The sequence below is a fragment of the Archangium sp. Cb G35 genome (assembly GCF_001896145.1).
Taxonomy (GTDB): domain Bacteria; phylum Myxococcota; class Myxococcia; order Myxococcales; family Myxococcaceae; genus Archangium; species Archangium violaceum.
In genome coordinates this window covers 271,001-287,875 of the sequence record NZ_MPOI01000002.1, presented here as the reverse complement: position 1 = coordinate 287,875, position 16,875 = coordinate 271,001, and the positions used below count along the sequence as shown (strand labels likewise).

General features: G+C 68.2%; 16 protein-coding genes. 4 read left to right on the top strand and 12 right to left on the bottom strand.

Annotated features, from left to right (window positions below):
- Positions 1–36 precede the first annotated feature (36 nt).
- Positions 37–1,443 carry a protein kinase gene (locus BO221_RS07525; protein ID WP_073559705.1) on the top strand — a complete coding sequence of 469 codons (1,407 nt, stop codon included), beginning with the start codon at positions 37–39 and terminating at the stop codon, positions 1,441–1,443.
- Positions 1,444–1,518: 75 nt separating this feature from the next.
- Positions 1,519–2,124, top strand: coding sequence for a DUF2059 domain-containing protein (locus BO221_RS07520; protein WP_073559704.1), 606 nt, complete (start codon positions 1,519–1,521; stop codon positions 2,122–2,124).
- A 30-nt stretch (positions 2,125–2,154) separates the two neighbouring features.
- On the opposite strand, the gene BO221_RS07515 is transcribed toward BO221_RS07520, so the two are convergent.
- Positions 2,155–2,613, bottom strand: coding sequence for a PaaI family thioesterase (locus BO221_RS07515; RefSeq protein WP_073559703.1), 459 nt, complete (start codon positions 2,611–2,613; stop codon positions 2,155–2,157).
- A gap of 3 nt (positions 2,614–2,616) precedes the next feature.
- Complete coding sequence (locus tag BO221_RS07510) at positions 2,617–3,069, bottom strand: PaaI family thioesterase (protein WP_073559702.1); 453 nt, start codon at positions 3,067–3,069, stop codon at positions 2,617–2,619.
- Positions 3,070–3,222: 153 nt separating this feature from the next.
- On the opposite strand from BO221_RS07510, the gene BO221_RS07505 reads away from it, so the two are divergent.
- Positions 3,223–3,741, top strand: a complete 519-nt coding sequence (locus tag BO221_RS07505) for a hypothetical protein (protein ID WP_073559701.1) — start codon at positions 3,223–3,225, stop codon at positions 3,739–3,741.
- Between the two features lie 7 nt (positions 3,742–3,748).
- On the opposite strand, the gene BO221_RS07500 is transcribed toward BO221_RS07505, so the two are convergent.
- From BO221_RS07500 to BO221_RS07480, 5 genes are all read right to left on the bottom strand, one after another.
- Complete coding sequence (locus tag BO221_RS07500; protein WP_073559700.1) at positions 3,749–4,681, bottom strand: lipopolysaccharide assembly protein LapB; 933 nt, start codon at positions 4,679–4,681, stop codon at positions 3,749–3,751.
- A gap of 4 nt (positions 4,682–4,685) precedes the next feature.
- Positions 4,686–5,162, bottom strand: coding sequence for a hypothetical protein (locus BO221_RS07495; protein ID WP_073559699.1), 477 nt, complete (start codon positions 5,160–5,162; stop codon positions 4,686–4,688).
- 2 nt (positions 5,163–5,164) lie between these two features.
- Complete coding sequence (locus BO221_RS07490; protein ID WP_073559698.1) at positions 5,165–6,514, bottom strand: 26S protease regulatory subunit; 1,350 nt, start codon at positions 6,512–6,514, stop codon at positions 5,165–5,167.
- Positions 6,515–6,621: 107 nt separating this feature from the next.
- Positions 6,622–7,347 (bottom strand): double-CXXCG motif protein, encoded by a 726-nt coding sequence (locus BO221_RS07485; RefSeq protein WP_073559697.1) that lies wholly within the window; start codon positions 7,345–7,347, stop codon positions 6,622–6,624.
- Between the two features lie 24 nt (positions 7,348–7,371).
- On the bottom strand, positions 7,372–8,085 hold the full coding sequence (locus BO221_RS07480; protein ID WP_073559696.1) for a TIGR02269 family lipoprotein: 714 nt from the start codon (positions 8,083–8,085) through the stop codon (positions 7,372–7,374).
- A gap of 81 nt (positions 8,086–8,166) precedes the next feature.
- On the opposite strand from BO221_RS07480, the gene BO221_RS07475 reads away from it, so the two are divergent.
- A complete protein-coding gene (locus tag BO221_RS07475; RefSeq protein ID WP_073559695.1) occupies positions 8,167–11,730 on the top strand; it encodes a tetratricopeptide repeat protein in 3,564 nt (1,187 codons plus the stop codon).
- 43 nt (positions 11,731–11,773) lie between these two features.
- Here the strand turns inward: BO221_RS07475 and BO221_RS07470 are convergent, their stop codons facing one another.
- From BO221_RS07470 to BO221_RS07450, 5 genes are all read right to left on the bottom strand, one after another.
- On the bottom strand, positions 11,774–12,499 hold the full coding sequence (locus BO221_RS07470; RefSeq protein ID WP_073559694.1) for a double-CXXCG motif protein: 726 nt from the start codon (positions 12,497–12,499) through the stop codon (positions 11,774–11,776).
- A 51-nt stretch (positions 12,500–12,550) separates the two neighbouring features.
- Positions 12,551–14,392, bottom strand: a complete 1,842-nt coding sequence (locus BO221_RS07465; protein WP_073559693.1) for a protein kinase — start codon at positions 14,390–14,392, stop codon at positions 12,551–12,553.
- Positions 14,389–15,219 (bottom strand): DUF2381 family protein, encoded by an 831-nt coding sequence (locus tag BO221_RS07460; RefSeq protein ID WP_073559692.1) that lies wholly within the window; start codon positions 15,217–15,219, stop codon positions 14,389–14,391. Before BO221_RS07460 ends, BO221_RS07465 begins: the two co-directional genes overlap by 4 nt.
- A 108-nt stretch (positions 15,220–15,327) precedes the next feature.
- Positions 15,328–16,149 (bottom strand): hypothetical protein, encoded by an 822-nt coding sequence (locus tag BO221_RS55950; protein ID WP_233165773.1) that lies wholly within the window; start codon positions 16,147–16,149, stop codon positions 15,328–15,330.
- Positions 16,150–16,153: 4 nt separating this feature from the next.
- On the bottom strand, positions 16,154–16,873 hold the full coding sequence (locus BO221_RS07450) for a tetratricopeptide repeat protein (RefSeq protein ID WP_073559691.1): 720 nt from the start codon (positions 16,871–16,873) through the stop codon (positions 16,154–16,156).
- Between the last annotated feature and the right edge of the window lie 2 nt (positions 16,874–16,875).

Sequence of the window (16,875 nt, the reverse complement as noted above, 5' to 3'; positions counted from 1 at the left end):
CCCGTGACGGCGCGCGCCTGCGACAATCCAGAAGCGATGTCCCTGGAATCGAGGTTCCGCGCGCCGGACGGGTGCCCGGACGAGAATGTGCTCGCGGGTTTTGCCTCGGGCGCGCTGTCCCATGAGGACACGCCGCGCCTGGAGCAACACCTGGACGGGTGCGCCGCGTGCCGCGCCCTGGTGGCGGCGGTGGCGGCCGAGGCCTCGCAGCCTGGTGACAGCCTCGCTCCCACCCGTCTGGATACGGGCTCGCCCACACTGCCCATGCACTCCGGCGCGCTCTCGCTGGAGCCGGGGGCGCACGTGGGCCGCTACGTCATCGAGGGGCTGCTCGGTGAGGGCGGCATGGGCGTGGTGTACGCGGCGAGGGACCCCGCGCTGGGGCGCACGGTGGCGTTGAAGCTGCTGCGCCCGGGCGGAGGCGGGGAAGAGGGCCGGGCGCGGCTGGTGCGCGAGGCCCAGGCGATGGCGCGGCTGTCGCACCCCAACGTGCTGCCCCTGTTCGAGCTGGGCACGGAGGGCGGGAGCGTCTTCCTCGCGATGGAGCGGGTGGAAGGCCCCACGCTGGCGGGCTGGCTGCGTGAGCGCGAGCGGCCGTGGCGCGAGGTGCTCGCCCTCTACCTTCAAGCGGGAGAGGGGCTGGCGGCGGCGCACCGCGCGGGACTGGTGCACCGGGACTTCAAGCCGGCCAACGTGCTGGTGGGCGCGGACGGGCGGCCCCGTGTCACGGACTTCGGGCTGGTGCGCCACGAGGCCTCGGTTGACGAGGCTCTCCCGGGAGACGCCGGGGCCGGAGACACCGGAGAGGCGCTCACCCGTGCGGGAGTGGCGCCGGGAACGCCCGCGTACATGTCCCCCGAGCAGCTCGCGGGCCGCGAGGTGGACGCGCGCGGAGACCAGTTCAGCTTCTGCGTGGCGCTCCATGAGGCGCTGTATGGCATTCGCCCCTTCGACGCGCGGGCCCGGGGAGAGGCGCGATGGAGCCGGGTGCCGGTGCCGCGAGGCCCTCGCCTGCCGGGCTCCGTACGGGCCGCGCTGGAGCGGGGCCTGTCGCTGTCTCCGGAGGCGCGCTTTCCCTCCATGGATGCACTGCTGGTGGCGCTGGCCCCGCCCTCGGGACCGCGCTGGCTTCCGGTGGTGACGGTGGTGGCCGGGCTGGGGCTGGTGCTCGCGGGGGCGGACGTCGTGGTGTGGCGGACGCGGGCGCCCGTGGCGGAATCGATGCCGGAGGCCGTGCCCGTGGCTCTGGTGTTGGGCTCGCCCGTGGAGCTCGTGCTCCCCGAGGTGGTGCGCGTGGCGGTGGGGGCCCCAGGCGTGGTGGATGTGAAGGTGCTGAGCGGGGACAAGGTCCGGCTCCAGCCCCTCGAGACGGGCACCACCTCGGTGCTGATGTGGACGCGGGACGGTACCCGCCGGGCGTACACCGTGTCCGTGGGTCCTTGATTGAGCGGAGCCCCCTTACGGGTGCGTGGGCGCGGGGACTATCGTGGGAGTCCACTCGTCGCGGAGGGCTGCTCGTTGCGCTCCATCAATCCCCTGGCGTCCTGGCGGTGGTGTCTTCTCGCGGTCCTCGCGGTGGGCTGCGCGCACTCGAGCACGGGCCCGGCGGCCGTGACTCCGGAGCCGGCTCCTCGTGCCGAGGTGGCTCCCGTGGACACGAATACGGCGGAAGCCCGCGCGCTCACGGACCAGATGTTCGGCCCCGAGATGCAGGCCACGAAGCGCAAGCAGCAGAAGGTGCGCCGGCTGATGGCGCTCACGGGCGCGGAGGACACGGGCCGGCAGATGATGGAGATGATGACGAGCCACTTCGAGAAGTCCTCGAGCATCCCGCCGGGCTTCATGGAGAAGTTCCGCGAGGTGGCGCAGCAGGAGTCCATCGTGGACATGCTGGTGCCGGTGTACATGAAGCACTTCTCCGAGGAGGACCTGGACGCGGCCATCACGTTCCACGAGTCCCCGGCGGGCAAGCGCTTCCTCGCGGCGCAGCCCCGGGTGATGGAGGAGGCGAAGGTGGTGGGCGAGCAGTGGGGCGTGCGGCTCGCGGAGAAGGCGCTGCGGGCGCTCGTGGAGGAGGAGGAGCGCAAGGCCCGGCCCGCGCGTCACGAGGGCCAGGAGCTGTAGGCCGCGGGGGGAGGGTCTACACGCGACCCCTCACGACACGAGGAACAGGGCGTTGGCGCTGGCGATGGGCCGGGAACGGTCCTCCTGCCAGGCCTGCACCTGCAGGTTGGCCACGCGCCGGCCGAGCCGTGTAATCGTGGCCTTGGCCAGCGTGTCCTGCGGACGGCCCGAGCGCAGGAAGTCCACGGTGATGCTGATGATTTTGGGCACGCGGTCCGTCTGGGTGCGCAGCAGCAGCTCGAAGATGGCGGCGGACTCGAGCAGGCCGCCGAGCGTGCCACCGTGCAGCGCGGGGATGGAGCTGTTGCCGATGAGCATGGGCGCGTAGCGCATGCGGCACAGCACCTCGCCGGTGGTGTTCTCCACGCCGATGCCGAGGAAGCGCGCGTAGGGGATGGCCTCGGCGAGCAGGTGGTATTCACCCGTGAGGCGCACCTGGCGCAGGATGTTGGCGATGCGGAGCGAGGGGCTGGGGGGAGTGCTGTCCATGGCTCAGTCCTCCACGATGATGAAGGTGCCCTGCGCCGAGGCCACCGGGTTGGCCGGGTCCCCGTGGTGCGCGAGCGCTCGCACGAAGGCCACCGCGCGCGTGAGCTTGTAGCACTCGGCGCGAGCCAGCAGGTCCTTGCCGGGCATGGCCGGGTGCAGGTAGTCGATTCTCAGGTCCAACGTGGCGATGCGCGCCATGCGGGCCATCTTCATGAAGACGGAGATGCCACACGCGGCGTCGATGAGCGTCGTCACCGCGCCGCCGTGCAGCACGCCCGTCTCGGGGTTGCCCACCAGCTTCTCCGCGTAGGGCAGCCGCATGGTGGCCTCCGCCACCCCGAGGTCCACCACGCTCAGCCCCAGCTCGTGGTTGTGCGGGACGGAGTCCTGGAGGAAGCGGTTGATGCTCTCCATCATCTGCCGCCGGTCATCGGGCAACGTGTCATCGCTGGCCATGTGGAGGGTGGATAGCAGCTTCAGGCACCGCGCGAAATGCACACCGGGGTGTCGGGCAGGAGCACACCCGGGCGCGCACTCGACGAACGGATGCGGCTGGTGGACGACCCTGGAGTGAATAGGCTCCGGCGCGGTCAGTCTGGAGGAGCCATCATGAAACGGATCGCACGCGTCACCCTGGGAGTCGTCTTCTGCTTCGCCACCGAGTCACTCGCGGAGGGGGCCCGCCCCGCGCCGCTCCCCGAGAGCCACACCGCGCCCGCCATGTATCTCCCGCCGGACCTGAAGGAGCTCTGGGAGAAGGCCGGGGGCACGGTCAAGGAGATCAAGACCGAGCTCAACCCCTTCTACCTCTCGGGGGACTTCGATGGGGACGGCCGCCGGGACTACGTCATCTGGGCCCGGCGCAAGGGGTGGACGGGCTTCGTGGTGCTGTTCGCGAATGGGAAGCAGGCCCGGCTGGACCGGGATGAGCAGCTCACGTACCCGGGGACGACGGACTACTGGTACGTGCACTCGCGGCACCTCCCCGTCAAGGCGAGCCCGGCCGAGGACGGCAAGCCGGCCCCGAAGCTGGAGGGAGACGCGCTCCTGTTCATCAAGTCGGAGGCGTCGAGCGCGCTGGTGTATTGGAACGGCAAGCGCTTCGTCTCGTACTGGCAGGCGGACTGAGCGCGGCTCAGAAGCGGGGATCCAACCGCACCGAGTCCAACTCCTGGCGCACCATGCGCTGGAAGAGGGCGGGGCCCACCCAGGTGTACACGGCGAGCCCCATCCAGACGAGCTGGATGATGCTGGCGAGGCCAGGCTGGCCCAGGTCCTTCGCGGCCAGGGTGGCGAAGCGGTAGGCCACGAAGGCGCCCAGCAGCACGAGCGTGCTCTTGCTGTCGCCCAGCGAGCCCATGAACATCGCATAGCGCCACCACAGGCCGAGCAGCCGGCTCTGGCGCGCCTTGATGCTGGCCAGCAGCCGCAGCGAGCCCTCGTCGGTGGCGTCCTGGCGCAGGGCCCACAGCGCGTGCTCGCGCGCGTCCTCGATGCGGCCCTGGCGCAGGTACACCTGTCCCATGAGCACCAGGCCGTCCTGGAACTCGGGCTGGGCGGTGAGGGCGTCGCGGGCCCACTGCATGGCGTGCTTCACGTCCCCGCGCTCCAGCGCGTCCTCGCCCAGCGCCACCAGCGTGGCCGGGTCGTCCGGAGCCAGGGAGTGGGCCCGTTGCAGCACCTCGCGCTTGCCGTCCTTCTTGCCCGTCAGGTCGAGGAACCGGGCCTGGAGCAGGAGGTTCTGCGTGTCGTCCGGCTCCAGCTCCAGCAGGTTCTTGATGTGCTGCTCGGCGTCCTTGAAGCGCCGGCGCGCCAGGGCCGCCGAGGCCGCGGCGTAGTGGGCCAGGGGCAGCAACGCCTCGAGCGAGAGGGCGAGGCCGGCCTCGTGCTCGGCGGCGTGGGGGCGCTTGAGGGCCAGCAGCACCAGGGACAGCAGGGCATGGGCCTCGGGATCCTCGGGGTCCTCGGCGAGGGCGCGGCGCAGCGTCTCCAGCGCGCCCCGGTGGTCCCCGCGGGCGAGCTGCATCTGCGCGTAGCCGCGCCACTGGAAGGAGGGGCCGTCATTCATGGTTTCACCCGAGCAGTGCCAGCAAGAACCGATTGCCGCCGGTGAGCGTCATGATGATGCGCGGGCCGATGAAGATGCTGGCCACCAGCACGAGGGCCCCGTTGCGGACCACGCCACCGTAGTACTCGTGGAGCGCGAAGTTGCGCTGCTGGAGGTTGAAGAGCGCGTACCCCACGGCGAGCTTCCACACGGTGAGGCTCACCCCGGCGTAGGGCCCGGACGTCGGCGTCAGCACGTCGAGCTTCACCAGCGTGCCGAGCAGGATGAACAGTAGCAGCGTCCCGGGGACCAGCAGCACCGCGAGGACCGTCTCCTTGCGGCGCGTGCTGCTGCCCATGGCGAAGCTGTTGAAGATGAACCACGGAATCCCGAGCCACGCGCCCCCCACCATGAGGGACAGCAGGGGGAACACGGGGTTGACGACGAGGTGCCCCATGGCGCCGGGGCGGGGCTCGTCCTGGATGCGGTAGGTGGTGCTCATGCTCAGGACTTTCCGTGGGCCTGGAGGAAGGCCAGCACCTCGTCGTACTGGCCGGCGTCATTGGCGTAGCGCGCGTAGTTGCGCGCGGTGGTGAGCCACTCGAGCGCGGTGGGTTTCACCTCCTGGAGGGCCTCCTTGAGGTCCGCCGAGGTGATGGGCGCCTCGTTGCCCTGCTCGAGCGAGCGCTCGATGGCGGCGTCGCTGGCCGTCTCCACCACGTTGGCCAGGTCCGCGCCGGAGAAGGTGCTGGTGTGCTTCACCACGAAGCCCAGGTCGAGGTGGGAGTCCTGGGGCCGCTCCTTGAGCAGGAGCTTGAGGATCTCCTCGCGTGCCGCGGCATCCGGCGGAGGGACGAAGAGGACGCGGTCGAAGCGGCCGGGGCGGCGGAAGGCCGGGTCGATGGCCCAGGGCGTGTTGGTGGCGCCGAGAATCAGCACACCGGCGTTGTTCTGCGCGAAGCCATCCATCTCCGCGAGGAACTGGCTGACGAGCTTGGCGCTGGTGCCCTCGCGGCTGAACTGGCGCTTGGCGGCGAGCGCTTCCAGCTCATCGAAGAAGAGGACGGCGGGAGTCGTCTGACGGGCCTTCTCGAAGAGGGCGTGCAGCTTCCGCTCCGACTCGCCGATGTACATGTCGAGGATGTCGGAGATGGCGATGTTGTAGAAGGTGGCGCCGCACTCGCCGGCGGTGGCGCGGGCCAGGAGCGTCTTGCCGCAGCCGGGAGGGCCGTAGAGGAGGATGCCGCCGCCGGCCTTCTTCTTGAAGCGCTCGAAGAGACTGGGCTTCTGGAAGGGGAGGATGATGCGCTTGCGGATCTGCTTCTTGATGTCCTCGAGGCCGCCCACGTCGGCGAAGGTGAGGGGCGTCTGGGGAGGGGCGAGGACGCGGTCCACCTCGTTGGAGGAGGTGTCGTCGTTGGAGATGACGCGCAGGCGGGGGCCGCCGAGAGCGGAGGGCTGCACGTCGCGCACGGAGGCGGTGAGCTGGGCGAGGAGGTCGCGGTCCTCGAGGGTGGGGTTGAGGGAGACGGCGCGCTGATAGGAGGAGCGGGCTTCGTCCTTGCGGCCGAGCGCGGCGAGGGCACGTGCGGAGAGGAGGGCGGCCTCGGGGGCGGGGTGGTTGGCGCAGAAGAGGAGGGCGCGCTCGTGTTCGCCGGTCTGGAAGAGGGTGCGGGCGGCGTGGAGCCGATCGGGCTCGGAGAAGAGATCGGGGGCGTGTTCGCCGAGGATGGCGCGGGCCTGGGGGACTTCGTTGCGCTCGAGGTGGGCCTTGAGGACGAGGCCGCGCAGGGGCGCGTTGTCGGGGCTCGCGGCGAGCGCGGCCTTGAGGGAGGCGAGCGTGGTGTCATCCATGGCGGGAGGGAACGTCGCACAGGCCCGAGGGCCCCTTCAAATGCGAAGGCACGGGGGTGCACGCGGAGCGTCCGGCCCCTCACGGCCGGTGTGGCTTGGTGTCCGGCTCAGCGGACCTCCAACTCCTTGAAGACGACACCGTCCAGCTCCAGGCGGCGCACCGCGTCCACCAGACGCTCGTTGGCGATGATGAGCGTGGAGGCGTCGGCCAGCCGGAAGATGTCTACGTGCTCCGGCAGCGAGGCTGCGTCGAGCACATACGGGTCTGGGACGCTGTGGCTCATGGCGACGCCACAGGTGGCGCACGGCGGATTCGGGGGCGGCAGGCAGGCAGGGTGGAAGCGCCCGTGGATTTCGAGCTGGATGTCCCGCAGGTCGGGTGAGTGTTTGGTGCGGAATCGCACCTGGGTGGGGCAGCCGGTGAGGCCACGAACGCCCGCGCTCTGCACTTTCTCAAGGGCCTCGCGGCGCATGCAGAGGGACCAGGGATTCTGCATGACGAGCTGGCCGAAGTAGCCCAGACCGCTTCCCTGAAGCGGACCGAAGCGCGCTCCCGATGTCAGCACGGCGTAGGGAGGCGCCAGGGGACGAACCAACTCGCGCAGCCGGATGAACTCCTCACGCGGGAGGGGCCAGGAATCCACCAGCGTCTCCTGGTCCTGGGGCGGCAGACCCGACAAGTCCACGCATGGGTATTGACCCATCGTATACTTCTCCGGCGGCAAATCACAGACAGGGCACCGCTCCACGCCGGGAAGCCCCCACTTGTGGGCGGCGTTCAGGTTGCCGGTGTAACGAGGGGACGGGTCTCTTCCCAGTTCGTAGAATTTCATGTGGTCAGGTCACGAGCCCGAAGCTCAAGGGGCGAGAAGCTGCGGTCCAGGTGCGGGCACCGGAGAGTAGTACGGGCGAATGGGGCCAGCGATGTCGAAGCGTAGAGCCAGCTCAAAGGCCTTGCTGATGAGGACTTCCCGTGGCACGTAGTCTGGATTGGCCCTCATGAATTGCTGCCACGCCTGATTCCACGAGCCACCATTGGCACCCCGATGGATTCGCAGGTGCACTTGCTCCGGAATGAGCATCGTCCATTCGTGGATGTTGATACCGCCGTTCTTGAACCATGTTCTGAACTCCTGCGCCTGGGGGAAGAGGTGGTGCTTGATCAGCGTGCCTTCGAGCCGAGGAAATGCGGGAAGGAAGCCCTGGCGGTAACGGAAGTGGAAGGTCATCCGGGGCCGGGCGTCCTCCCGAAGCCCCGCGCGTCTCCAGTTGCGGTGATGACTGGGGGCGCGAAAAGGCGGACGAGGGAATCGCGCCAGCTCCGCACCATGCGCCAGGGGTCCTTGTGTGAGCATTTCCGGGTCCACGTCCTCGCAGTCGAAGAAGGCACATTCGCCCTCGTCGCAGGCGAGCACGACGCACTGGTCGGCGTCCGCGTCGTCGCAGGAGATGGTCTCGTCAGTCCCGGTGCCTTCCCGGGCACTCAAAGAGGGCGAGGTGGCACACGAGGCCAGCAGCAGCGCGGTGAGGAACAGCGGCAGCAGGGGTCGGGGCCGGAGGGCTTGAGTCATGGAGCCCCGAGTCTACGGGGTACAACGGCAGGGTGGCATGACGAGCGGGCGCTGGTATCTTCCCGCCTCCGGGGAGAGTGCATGGCCAGGGTCACGGAAAGCGACATTCTTCGGCAGATGGCTGTTCGCGAGGAGCCCGGAGCCTACGTCCTCGGGTGCTTCGAGCGGCGCATCACGCTCTACACGCAGCAGGTCCGCGCGCTCAACCTCATCCATTCGCTCTTCGTCGAGGAGCGGTTGAAGGAGGGCTCGAAGCTGGCGGTCATCGGCGGAGGCGCGGCCGGGCTCACGGCCGCTGCGGGGGCCGCCATCCGGGGAGCGAAGGTCACCGTGTTCGAACAGGCGAGCGACCTGCTGGCCATGTTCCGCAACAACCGCCAGCGCTGGCTCCACCCCCATCTCTACGACTGGCCCGAGGAGGGCTCGGAAGAGCCACGGGCGAATGTGCCCGTGCTCGACTGGACGGCGGACTTGGCGGGCAACGTGGCGGAGCGGCTCCTCGCACAGTGGCAACCGCTGGTGCAGCGCCATGGCATCGAGATCCACACGCGCGTTCGGCGTCTCCAGATCCACCCCGGGTCCAGCACTCCGCGCCAGCTCACGTGGAACACGGACTCCTTCGATGAAGGGGATTTCGAGGTCGTCATCCTGGCGGTGGGTTTCGGAACGGAGAGAACGCTGGAGGGGGCTCCAGTCCGGTCGTACTGGGAGGACGACAACCTGGACCGCCTCATTCACGCATCGGGCTCGTCCACGCGCTACCTCATCTCGGGCACGGGAGACGGGGGATTGATCGATCTGCTCCGTGTCCGCCTCCGGGACTTCCGTCACGAGCGAATCATCCAGAGATACCTGGGGGAGACGTCGCTGGGAGCGGTGAGGACGGAGCTGCTGAAGCTGGAGGAGGAGTTCCGCAAGGGGCGGTTCAAGGAAGGGGACTTCTTCAGGAAGTACAAAGGTCTTCCTGAGACGAAAGTGCTCGATGCGCGCTTGCAAGAGGACCTGCGGGGAGACACCACGGCTGTCCTCAACGGGAGGGATGCGTTTCCGCTCAGTGCGGGAGCCAGCATGCTCAATCGCTTCCTGACTTCACGGCTGATGAATCTGGGCCGCGTGCGCTACGAGTCGGGAACGCTCTCGGTGAAGCGCGTCGAGAAGAAGGGGGCCTACGAGGTTTCCTTTCTCGACGAGAACGGGAAGTCGAAGCATGTTGAGGAGTTCGACGACATCATCGTGCGGCATGGCCCCGAGCCGGCGCTCGAGCGCTCCTTCGAATCCATCTGGAAGAAGACGGGTGCGAGGATGCGTGAGCTCGCGGAACTGGACCAGACCCGGAGGCCACTCTTCAGAGCGGAGGACTTCGCCAAGGCTCCGAGCGGTGCCCGCCCGAGCACTCCCGCCGCGCCCGTGAACATGAGCACACCGACGGCGGCGCCCTCTCGAGGGGACTGCTTCGGCCGGGAGGAATTGACGCGCCGGCTCGTGGAGGAGGTCCTGGCGGAAGAGCCTCGACCGACGATGGTGCTCGGTCCTCCGGGCATTGGAAAGAGCACCCTCACGCGCCAAGCGTACCACCACCCCGAGGTGGTCCGGCGATACGGGAACCGGCGCTACTTCGTCCGGCTCGATGGCGCCACCTCGCGGGAGTTGGTGGTCAGCGCCGTGGCCGCCGTTCTCGGCATCGGTTCTGAGCCCCAGCTTTGGCACGCGGTGAAGCACTCGCTCCAAGCGGCTCCGGCGTTGCTGGTCCTCGATAATCTCGAGACCCCCTGGCACGAGGACCGCCCGGGGACGGAGGCGTTGCTGGCTGAGCTGGGTGCTGTTGCCGGGCTGGCGCTCGTCGGATCGGTACGAGGCGGGGAGCGTCCCTACGTGCCACGCAGTCGTCCTCCTATCGAGGTGACGCGGCTCGATGACAAGTCCGCGCTCGACCTCTTCTGCTCCATCGCCTCGAATGCCGACCGGACGGAGCCTCTGCTCGAGTCTCTCCTCCGAGAGCAGGATGGGCTTCCCCTTGCCATCAAGCTGCTCGCGTTTGCCGCGGAAGGGGCGTCGCTTGAGAATACCTGGGCACTCTGGCGGACGGAGCGCGCGGCGCTCTACGAGAGGCCCGGTGGCTCCGACAGGGAGTCCAGCCTCTCGGTTTCGCTTGAGGTCTCCATCAAGGGGCCACGCATGACAGACGAGTCCCGGCGGCTGTTGTCCCTGTTGGCGACTCTGCCCGGAGGTGCGGCCCAGTGGGACCTGGACCGTTTCCTGCCGGGCATGGCTCATGGCGCCGCGCAGGTGCTGGCCAAGGTGGGACTTGCTTTCTTCGAGCAGGGACGGATTCGCATGCTGGCGCCCATTCGGGAGCACGTGCGGCGTTCACGCCCTCCAGGCGTGGAGGAGCGCGAGCGCGTGCGCACCCATTACCTTGGAATGCCACGGGAACATGGGGGGAAGCTGGGACGCATGGGAGGAGGCGGTGCGTTGACGCTCCTCATCACTGAGTTCGCGAACATCGAAGGACTCATTGAGGAGGAACTGGATGGCAAGGAGGCCACCGATGCCATGGACGCGGCCATTGCCTTGTCGGAATTCATGCGTTTCTCGGGGCATGGCACGTCGCGCGTATTGCAGATGGCCCGCGCAGTAGCGCGGAGCAAGGGGGATGCGGGACGTGAAGCCAACTGCATCCATGGCATGGGCAACATCGCACTGGTGCGCTCGCAGCATGAGGAGGCGCGCAGGAGGTACGAGGAGGCGCTGCCGCTCTACGAGCAGGTAGGAGCCGTGCTCGGGCGGGCCAACTGCATCCAGAGGCTGGGCGACATCGCGCTGGCGCGCTCGCAGCATGAGGAGGCGCGCAGGAGGTACGAGGAGGTGCTGCCGCTCTACAAGCAGGTAGGAGACGTGCTCGGGCGGGCCAACTGCATCAAGAGTCTGGGCGACATCGCGCTGAGACGTTCGCAGCATGAGGAGGCGCGCAGGAGGTACGAGGAGGCGCTGCCGCTCTACGAGCAGGTAGGAGACGTGCTTGGGCGGGCCAACTGCATCCGGAGGCTGGGTGACATCGCGCTGGAGCGCTCGCAGCATGAGGAGGCGCGCAGGAGGTACGAGGAGGCGCTGCCGCTCCACGAGCAGGTAGGAGACGTGCTTGGGCGGGCCAACTGCATCAAGAGCCTGGGCGACATCGCACTGGAGCGCTCGCAGCATGAGGAGGCACGCAGGAGGTACGAGGAGGCGCTGCCGCTCTACGAGCAGGTAGGAGCCGTGCTCGGGCGGGCCAACTGCATCCGGAGGTTGGGCGACATCGCACTGGAGCGCTCGCAGCATGAGGAGGCGCGCAGGAGGTACGAGGAGGCGCTGCCGCTCTACGAGCAGGTAGGAGACGTGCTCGGGCGGGCCAATTGCATCCTGGGTCTGGGCGACATCGCGCTGAGACGCTCGCAGCATGAGGCTAGAGATTTCTTCGAGCAGTCTCTTTCTCTCTACATGCTCATTCCCGAGCCCTATTCCATCGGGCAGACACATCGGCGACTCGCCAGAATCGCTCCCAAGGCCGAGGAGCGCCGTCGCCACATCACCGCCGCACGACAGGCCTGGGAAAGTATTGAGCGTCCGGATCTCGTCCAAGAACTGCACGGCGAGTTCGGTGATTGATGAAGATCCGGCTCATTACGGCCGGTGCGGCCCTTCATCCGGTTCAGCGGACCTCCAGTTCCTTGAAGACGACGCCGTCGAGTTCCAGGCGACGCACCGCGTCCACCAGGCGCTCGTTGGCGATGATGATCGTGGAGGCGTCAGCCAGCCGGAAGATGTCCACGTGCTCCGGGAGTGATGTGGCGTCGAGCACGTACGGCTCCGGGACGCTGTGGCCCATGGCGACCCCACAGGTGGGGCACGGAGGATTCGGGGGCGGCAGGCATTCCGGGTGGAATCGCCCGTGGCTTTCGAGCTGGATGTCCCGCAGGTCGGGGGCATGTCTGGTGCGGAAGCGCACCTGGGTGGGGCAGCCGGTGAGGCCACGAATGCCCGTACTCTGTAATTGCTCCAGGGCCTCGCGGCGCATGCACAGGGACCAGGGGTTCTGCATGACGAGCTGACCGAAGTAGCCCAGCCCTGATCCTTGAAGCGGGCCGAACGCTGCTCCTGATTCCAGCACGGTATAGGGAGGCGCCAGGGGTCGCACCAATTCGCGCCGCCGGATGAACTCCTCGCGCGGGACGGGCCAGGCATCCAGCAGCTTCTCCTGGTCCTCGAGCGGCAGACCCGACAGGTCCACGCATGGGTATTGAACCATCGTTCCACCCTCTGGCTGCAAATCACAGACAGGGCAGGGTTCGACACCGGGCAGCGCCCACTTGTGGGCAGCGTTCAGGTTGCCCGTATAGAGGGGCGACGGGTCTCTCTGCAGTTCGTAGAATCTCATGCGGTCGAGTCTCGAGAGCTGCCCCCGCTGTGAGCGCCCCGGGCCAGAACATCAGCGCCAGTCAGGCGGGGCCAGGGTGAGGCGTGGCATCGGGTGGCCCTTGGGGTATTGCAGCACCGTCTCGAAGCGCGGGTCGTTGAGCACCACGCTGCCAGGGCTGCGGTCCACCTTCGCCGGGTCCACCACCGAGCCGTCAATGGGCTCCTTTGCCCATGTGGGCACCCCGTAGGACGTGAAGTCGTCCACCGCCACGCCGCAGATGGGCCACCACGTGCCGTCCGGCAACTGCATCCGGTCGAACTGGATGTAGAGGCGGTAGGGCGTCGTCATCGCCACGCCCGTGATCTTCGTCTCGACCTCCTTCCCCTTCACCACCGCGAACATGGTGGCCATCACAGGACCGGGTTTGATGTTGAGGGAGCCTCCCTCCTCGATGGGATTCTTCGAGGCAGGAGTGCCTGTCTCCAGGAAGGTGGGGTTCTCCAGGGAGTCGAAGCTCAACTTGACGGGGGTGGCGGTGGCTTCGGGTGGGCAGTGCGCGAGGTAGCGGGCGGAGTCGGGCGGTACGGGCGTGGTGACGCACCCGGCGAGCTGCGCGGCGGCTACCCCGCCCAGCAGGCGGGTGAGCATCGAGCACGGGCGAGAGGGCGTTGAATCGGAGGCAGTGGGAAGCGTTTCGGAAGGGGAGGTGGGCACGGGCTGTGTTCCTTTCGCCGGGGGCGCCGGAGGAGCCGACGCGGTGATCTCCGCGCGAGGGACGTCCTCCCGATGAGGAACGGGTGCCGCGCGGACGAGTGCCCACCCTAGCCCGAGCACCCCCAGCCCAAGGGCCAGCACGGCGAGCCGCGAAGGCCACCCCCACCGCTTCCCCATGCGCTCGGGCTCCGGCTCGTGAGCCTCCTCCAGCATGTCCACGTCCGGAAACCGTTCCCGCACCCACGCACACTCCGACGGCCGCTTCGATGGCGCCTGCCAGGCGGAGGTGTGTCCTTCTTGTTCGCGCAGCCGCTCCAACTCTTCGCGTACGGCGCGGGCACTCGGGGGGCGCTGCGCGGGGTCCTTCGCCAGCAGCCGCAGGGTGAGCGCGCGCAGGGAGGCGGGCATGTCAGGCGCGAGTTGCCCTGGCTCCAGTGGAGTCATGGTGGCGATGGCGGGCAACAGCTCGTCCAACGGCCGCCGGGTATCGAAGGGACGGCAGTTGGTGAGTGTCTCGTAGAGGAGCACGCCAAAGGCATACAGGTCCGCGGCGGGCCGGGCCTCCAGCCGTGAGCCCGGGGGCGGAGGATTCTCGGACAGCAGGGACGCCAGGAAGAGGACGGCCTCGGGTGGCTGGCAGTAGAGCGTTCCCGGAGCGAGTCCCTCTGTCAGTACGCGGGCCCAGGGCAGGTGTGCCGTGCCGAAGTCGATGAGGAATGGCGTGTCGTTCCCATGCCGTACCAGCAGGTTGTCCGCCTTGACATCGCGATGGACGATTCCGTCTTCGTGCAGGACCTCCAACGTCTTCAAGTGCTCGCACAGCACGCCCACCGCCCGCTCCAGCGTGGCGTGCTTGCACCAGCGCCATACATGGAAGGTGCTCCCGGAGACGTAGGGCGTGACGAAGTAGCCGTAGCCCGTCTCTGGATCGGGCCATCGTCCCCACTCCAGGACGGGCAGCAAATAGGGGTGGTGCACATGCTCCAGCGAGCGCACCTCGCGGCGCATCCAGTCATCCACCCGGTCCGCGTCCAGAGGTGAAGCGGGCCGGGCCGCCATCTTCATCGTGTAGTGCTGGCCCCCGCGCTCCAGCAGGAAGACGAAGGCGAAGCCCCCCACTCCCAACCGGCGGACCACGCGGAAGTCGCGCACGCGGTGGCCCGCGCGCAGTTGATCGGGGCGATGGGGTCTCCTCATGGTCGTGGTTCCTCGTCCTCTGGAAGTGGGTGGAAGCGGCCTGGCGCGTTTTCTCCGTCCAACGCCACTTCCGGATGCGAGGTGCCCTCGGGGAGCAGGCTGGTGAAGACGTATCGCTGGCCCTTCACTCCGGGTGAGTCGGAGACGAGATGGGCGGGCCATTCCAGGTGCGAGCCGTCCGCGAGGGTGGCCCTCAGCCGCACTTGCACCAACCTCCATGGCGGGGCTCGCTTCTGGCTGTCTCTCACGGAGGCGGTGGCGAAGAAGCGCTGGCCCATCCACAACACGGACTCCACACGCACACGGTTGTGTCCCGGGGCACTCGCCACCGTTCGGGGCCAGATGAGTGCGACGCGGGCCGGGGGCGTGGCGAGCAGGTGGAGCGCCAGAGCCCGTGCGGCCTCATCCTCGGTGGCGGACTCGGCGCGGACCACACGCACCGTCACGTCCGTTTCCTCGCGCCGGGTGACGAGCGTGAAGCGGAGGGGCTCGGTGTTGGGTCCAGCCTCCAGGATGAGTGGTACCTCTTCGCCCTCGGCCAGGGAGGTGGAGGGGAGAATCAGCCACGAGCCGGGACTCAACGGGACGAGCTGGATGCGGGCCTCGTCCACCGGCAGGCTCGGCGTGGAGGGTGGCAGCGGTGCTTCGAGCTGGAGGAGCGTGGGCACGCCGGCCGTCACGTGCAGCGCCAGGGGCGGCACCTCGCCGGATCGAGCAGGGGCCACGAGCGTGCGCGCGCGGAGTAAGGGCCCACCGGCCGATTGCCGGGCAGCGGCTGGGGCGGACGCCAAGAGGGACAGAATGAGGAGCCAGGAACCGGAGCGCACGCGAGCCTCGACGAGCAGGCGTGCACGCTAGGAGCGGCCCGTTCCAGGGAGCAAGCAAGAAACCACCTCCGCCGTCATCCCGGCGTGGGTGACTCCGGAGGACGTCCGCTATCCGTTCTCCTCTTCTGCCTCCGCCGAGTTCCGGGCAGTGGCCTTCTTCTTCTCTTCCCAATCGGCCAGGGCAGAGGCGACGTGATGGAGCGTGTGGCGCTCGAGCCTCTTGTGATGCACCGCGAAGTAGTACTGCCCGGCGATGGAGACGAAATCGAAGGGAGCGGCGGGGTGAGTTTTCAGCCTGTCGTCTGCTTCCGCGCGAGTTTCGAAGGAGGGCGCACTGGGATGTATTCCCCGCGCCACGAACTCTTCGATGTAGGGCTCGATGACGTAGTCGCGGTGTATGTCGCGAGCATTGTCTTCACGAGAAGACCAGGCCAGATGGTACTCATCCCCGATGAGGATGTCCGCTGGACTGGGGGGCTCCGCGAGTCCATTCAGCCAGGCCTCCGCCTCGGCATGCGTCGGAAAATAAGCGATAGCGAGCGGAGCGTATTCGAGGCGATGGTGGATGTAGTCCTCGCAAGCCTTGAGTTGTCCGGTGTCGGCGATGAAGTTGACCTGGTGGATGAGGGTGCTCGCGGGCTGCTTCTCGGGTGTCTCATCGAACGTCTTCAGCAGAAGCGTCATGACCCTTCGCGAGGTCGAATCCGGGCGTGCCTCAATGACAGTACTCATCTGGGGGCGTAGCGAGGGCGCGACCCCATCGAGGTAGTCCTCGAACAGGTATGCCTGACCCGTGGAGACAAGAAAGTCCCTATACGCCTTCACTTGAATCCAGAGCCGCTGTTCTGCCTGCCTGCCGGCGAGTTCCGCTGCTTGTCTCCGGGATGCGGCGATGCGTGATGCGCTTACAAGAGCCTCATGAATGCTCATTACGTCAGCCCATCTCCTGGAGCCTGTGGCGCAGGTCATCCGCGAGCCCGGATGGATCTCCCTCGCGCAGCGCCGCGAGTCCCGCCTCGAAATCCGCGCGGGCCCCGGCCGTGTCACCCAGTCTCGTGCGCAGCACGCCCCGGTCGCGCAGCAATTCCGCATCCACCGGCTCGCCCTCCTGTGCGGCGAGCGCGTCCGTGATGTCTTGCACCGCCTCCTCCAGCCGGCCCAGCCTCGTCCGCGCCGAGGCCCGCTGGTGCAGCAGCCAGGGATTGTCCGGGTCCTCCGCGAGCGCCAGCGTCCAATCCCTCTCCGCCTCCGCGTGCCGGCCGAGCGCCTCCAGCGACTCGGCGCGCTTCATGTGCAGCACGAGCGCCTTGCGGAAGCCCACGGCCTCCAGCGCATCGAAGTCGGCCACGGCCTCGGCGTGACGTCCCAACGCCGCGAGCGCGAGCGCGCGGTGCAGGTGCGCTGACGCGTGGCCGGGTGCCATCTCCAGCACGCGCTCGTACCAGGGCAATGCCTCCGCGGGAGCACGCCCCCAGATGCCGAGCGTCAACCCCATCTCCAGCAGCACGCGGGCCTGGCGCGGGTACGTTTCCGTGAGCTGGCGCATGCGCGAGAGCGCCTCCGTGTAGCGCCCGCTGCGCCGCAGCTTGTCCACCTTGCGCAGCAGCTCGGTGAGCTCCGGCGGCCACGCCTCGCGCCCGTTGCGCTCAGTCATGG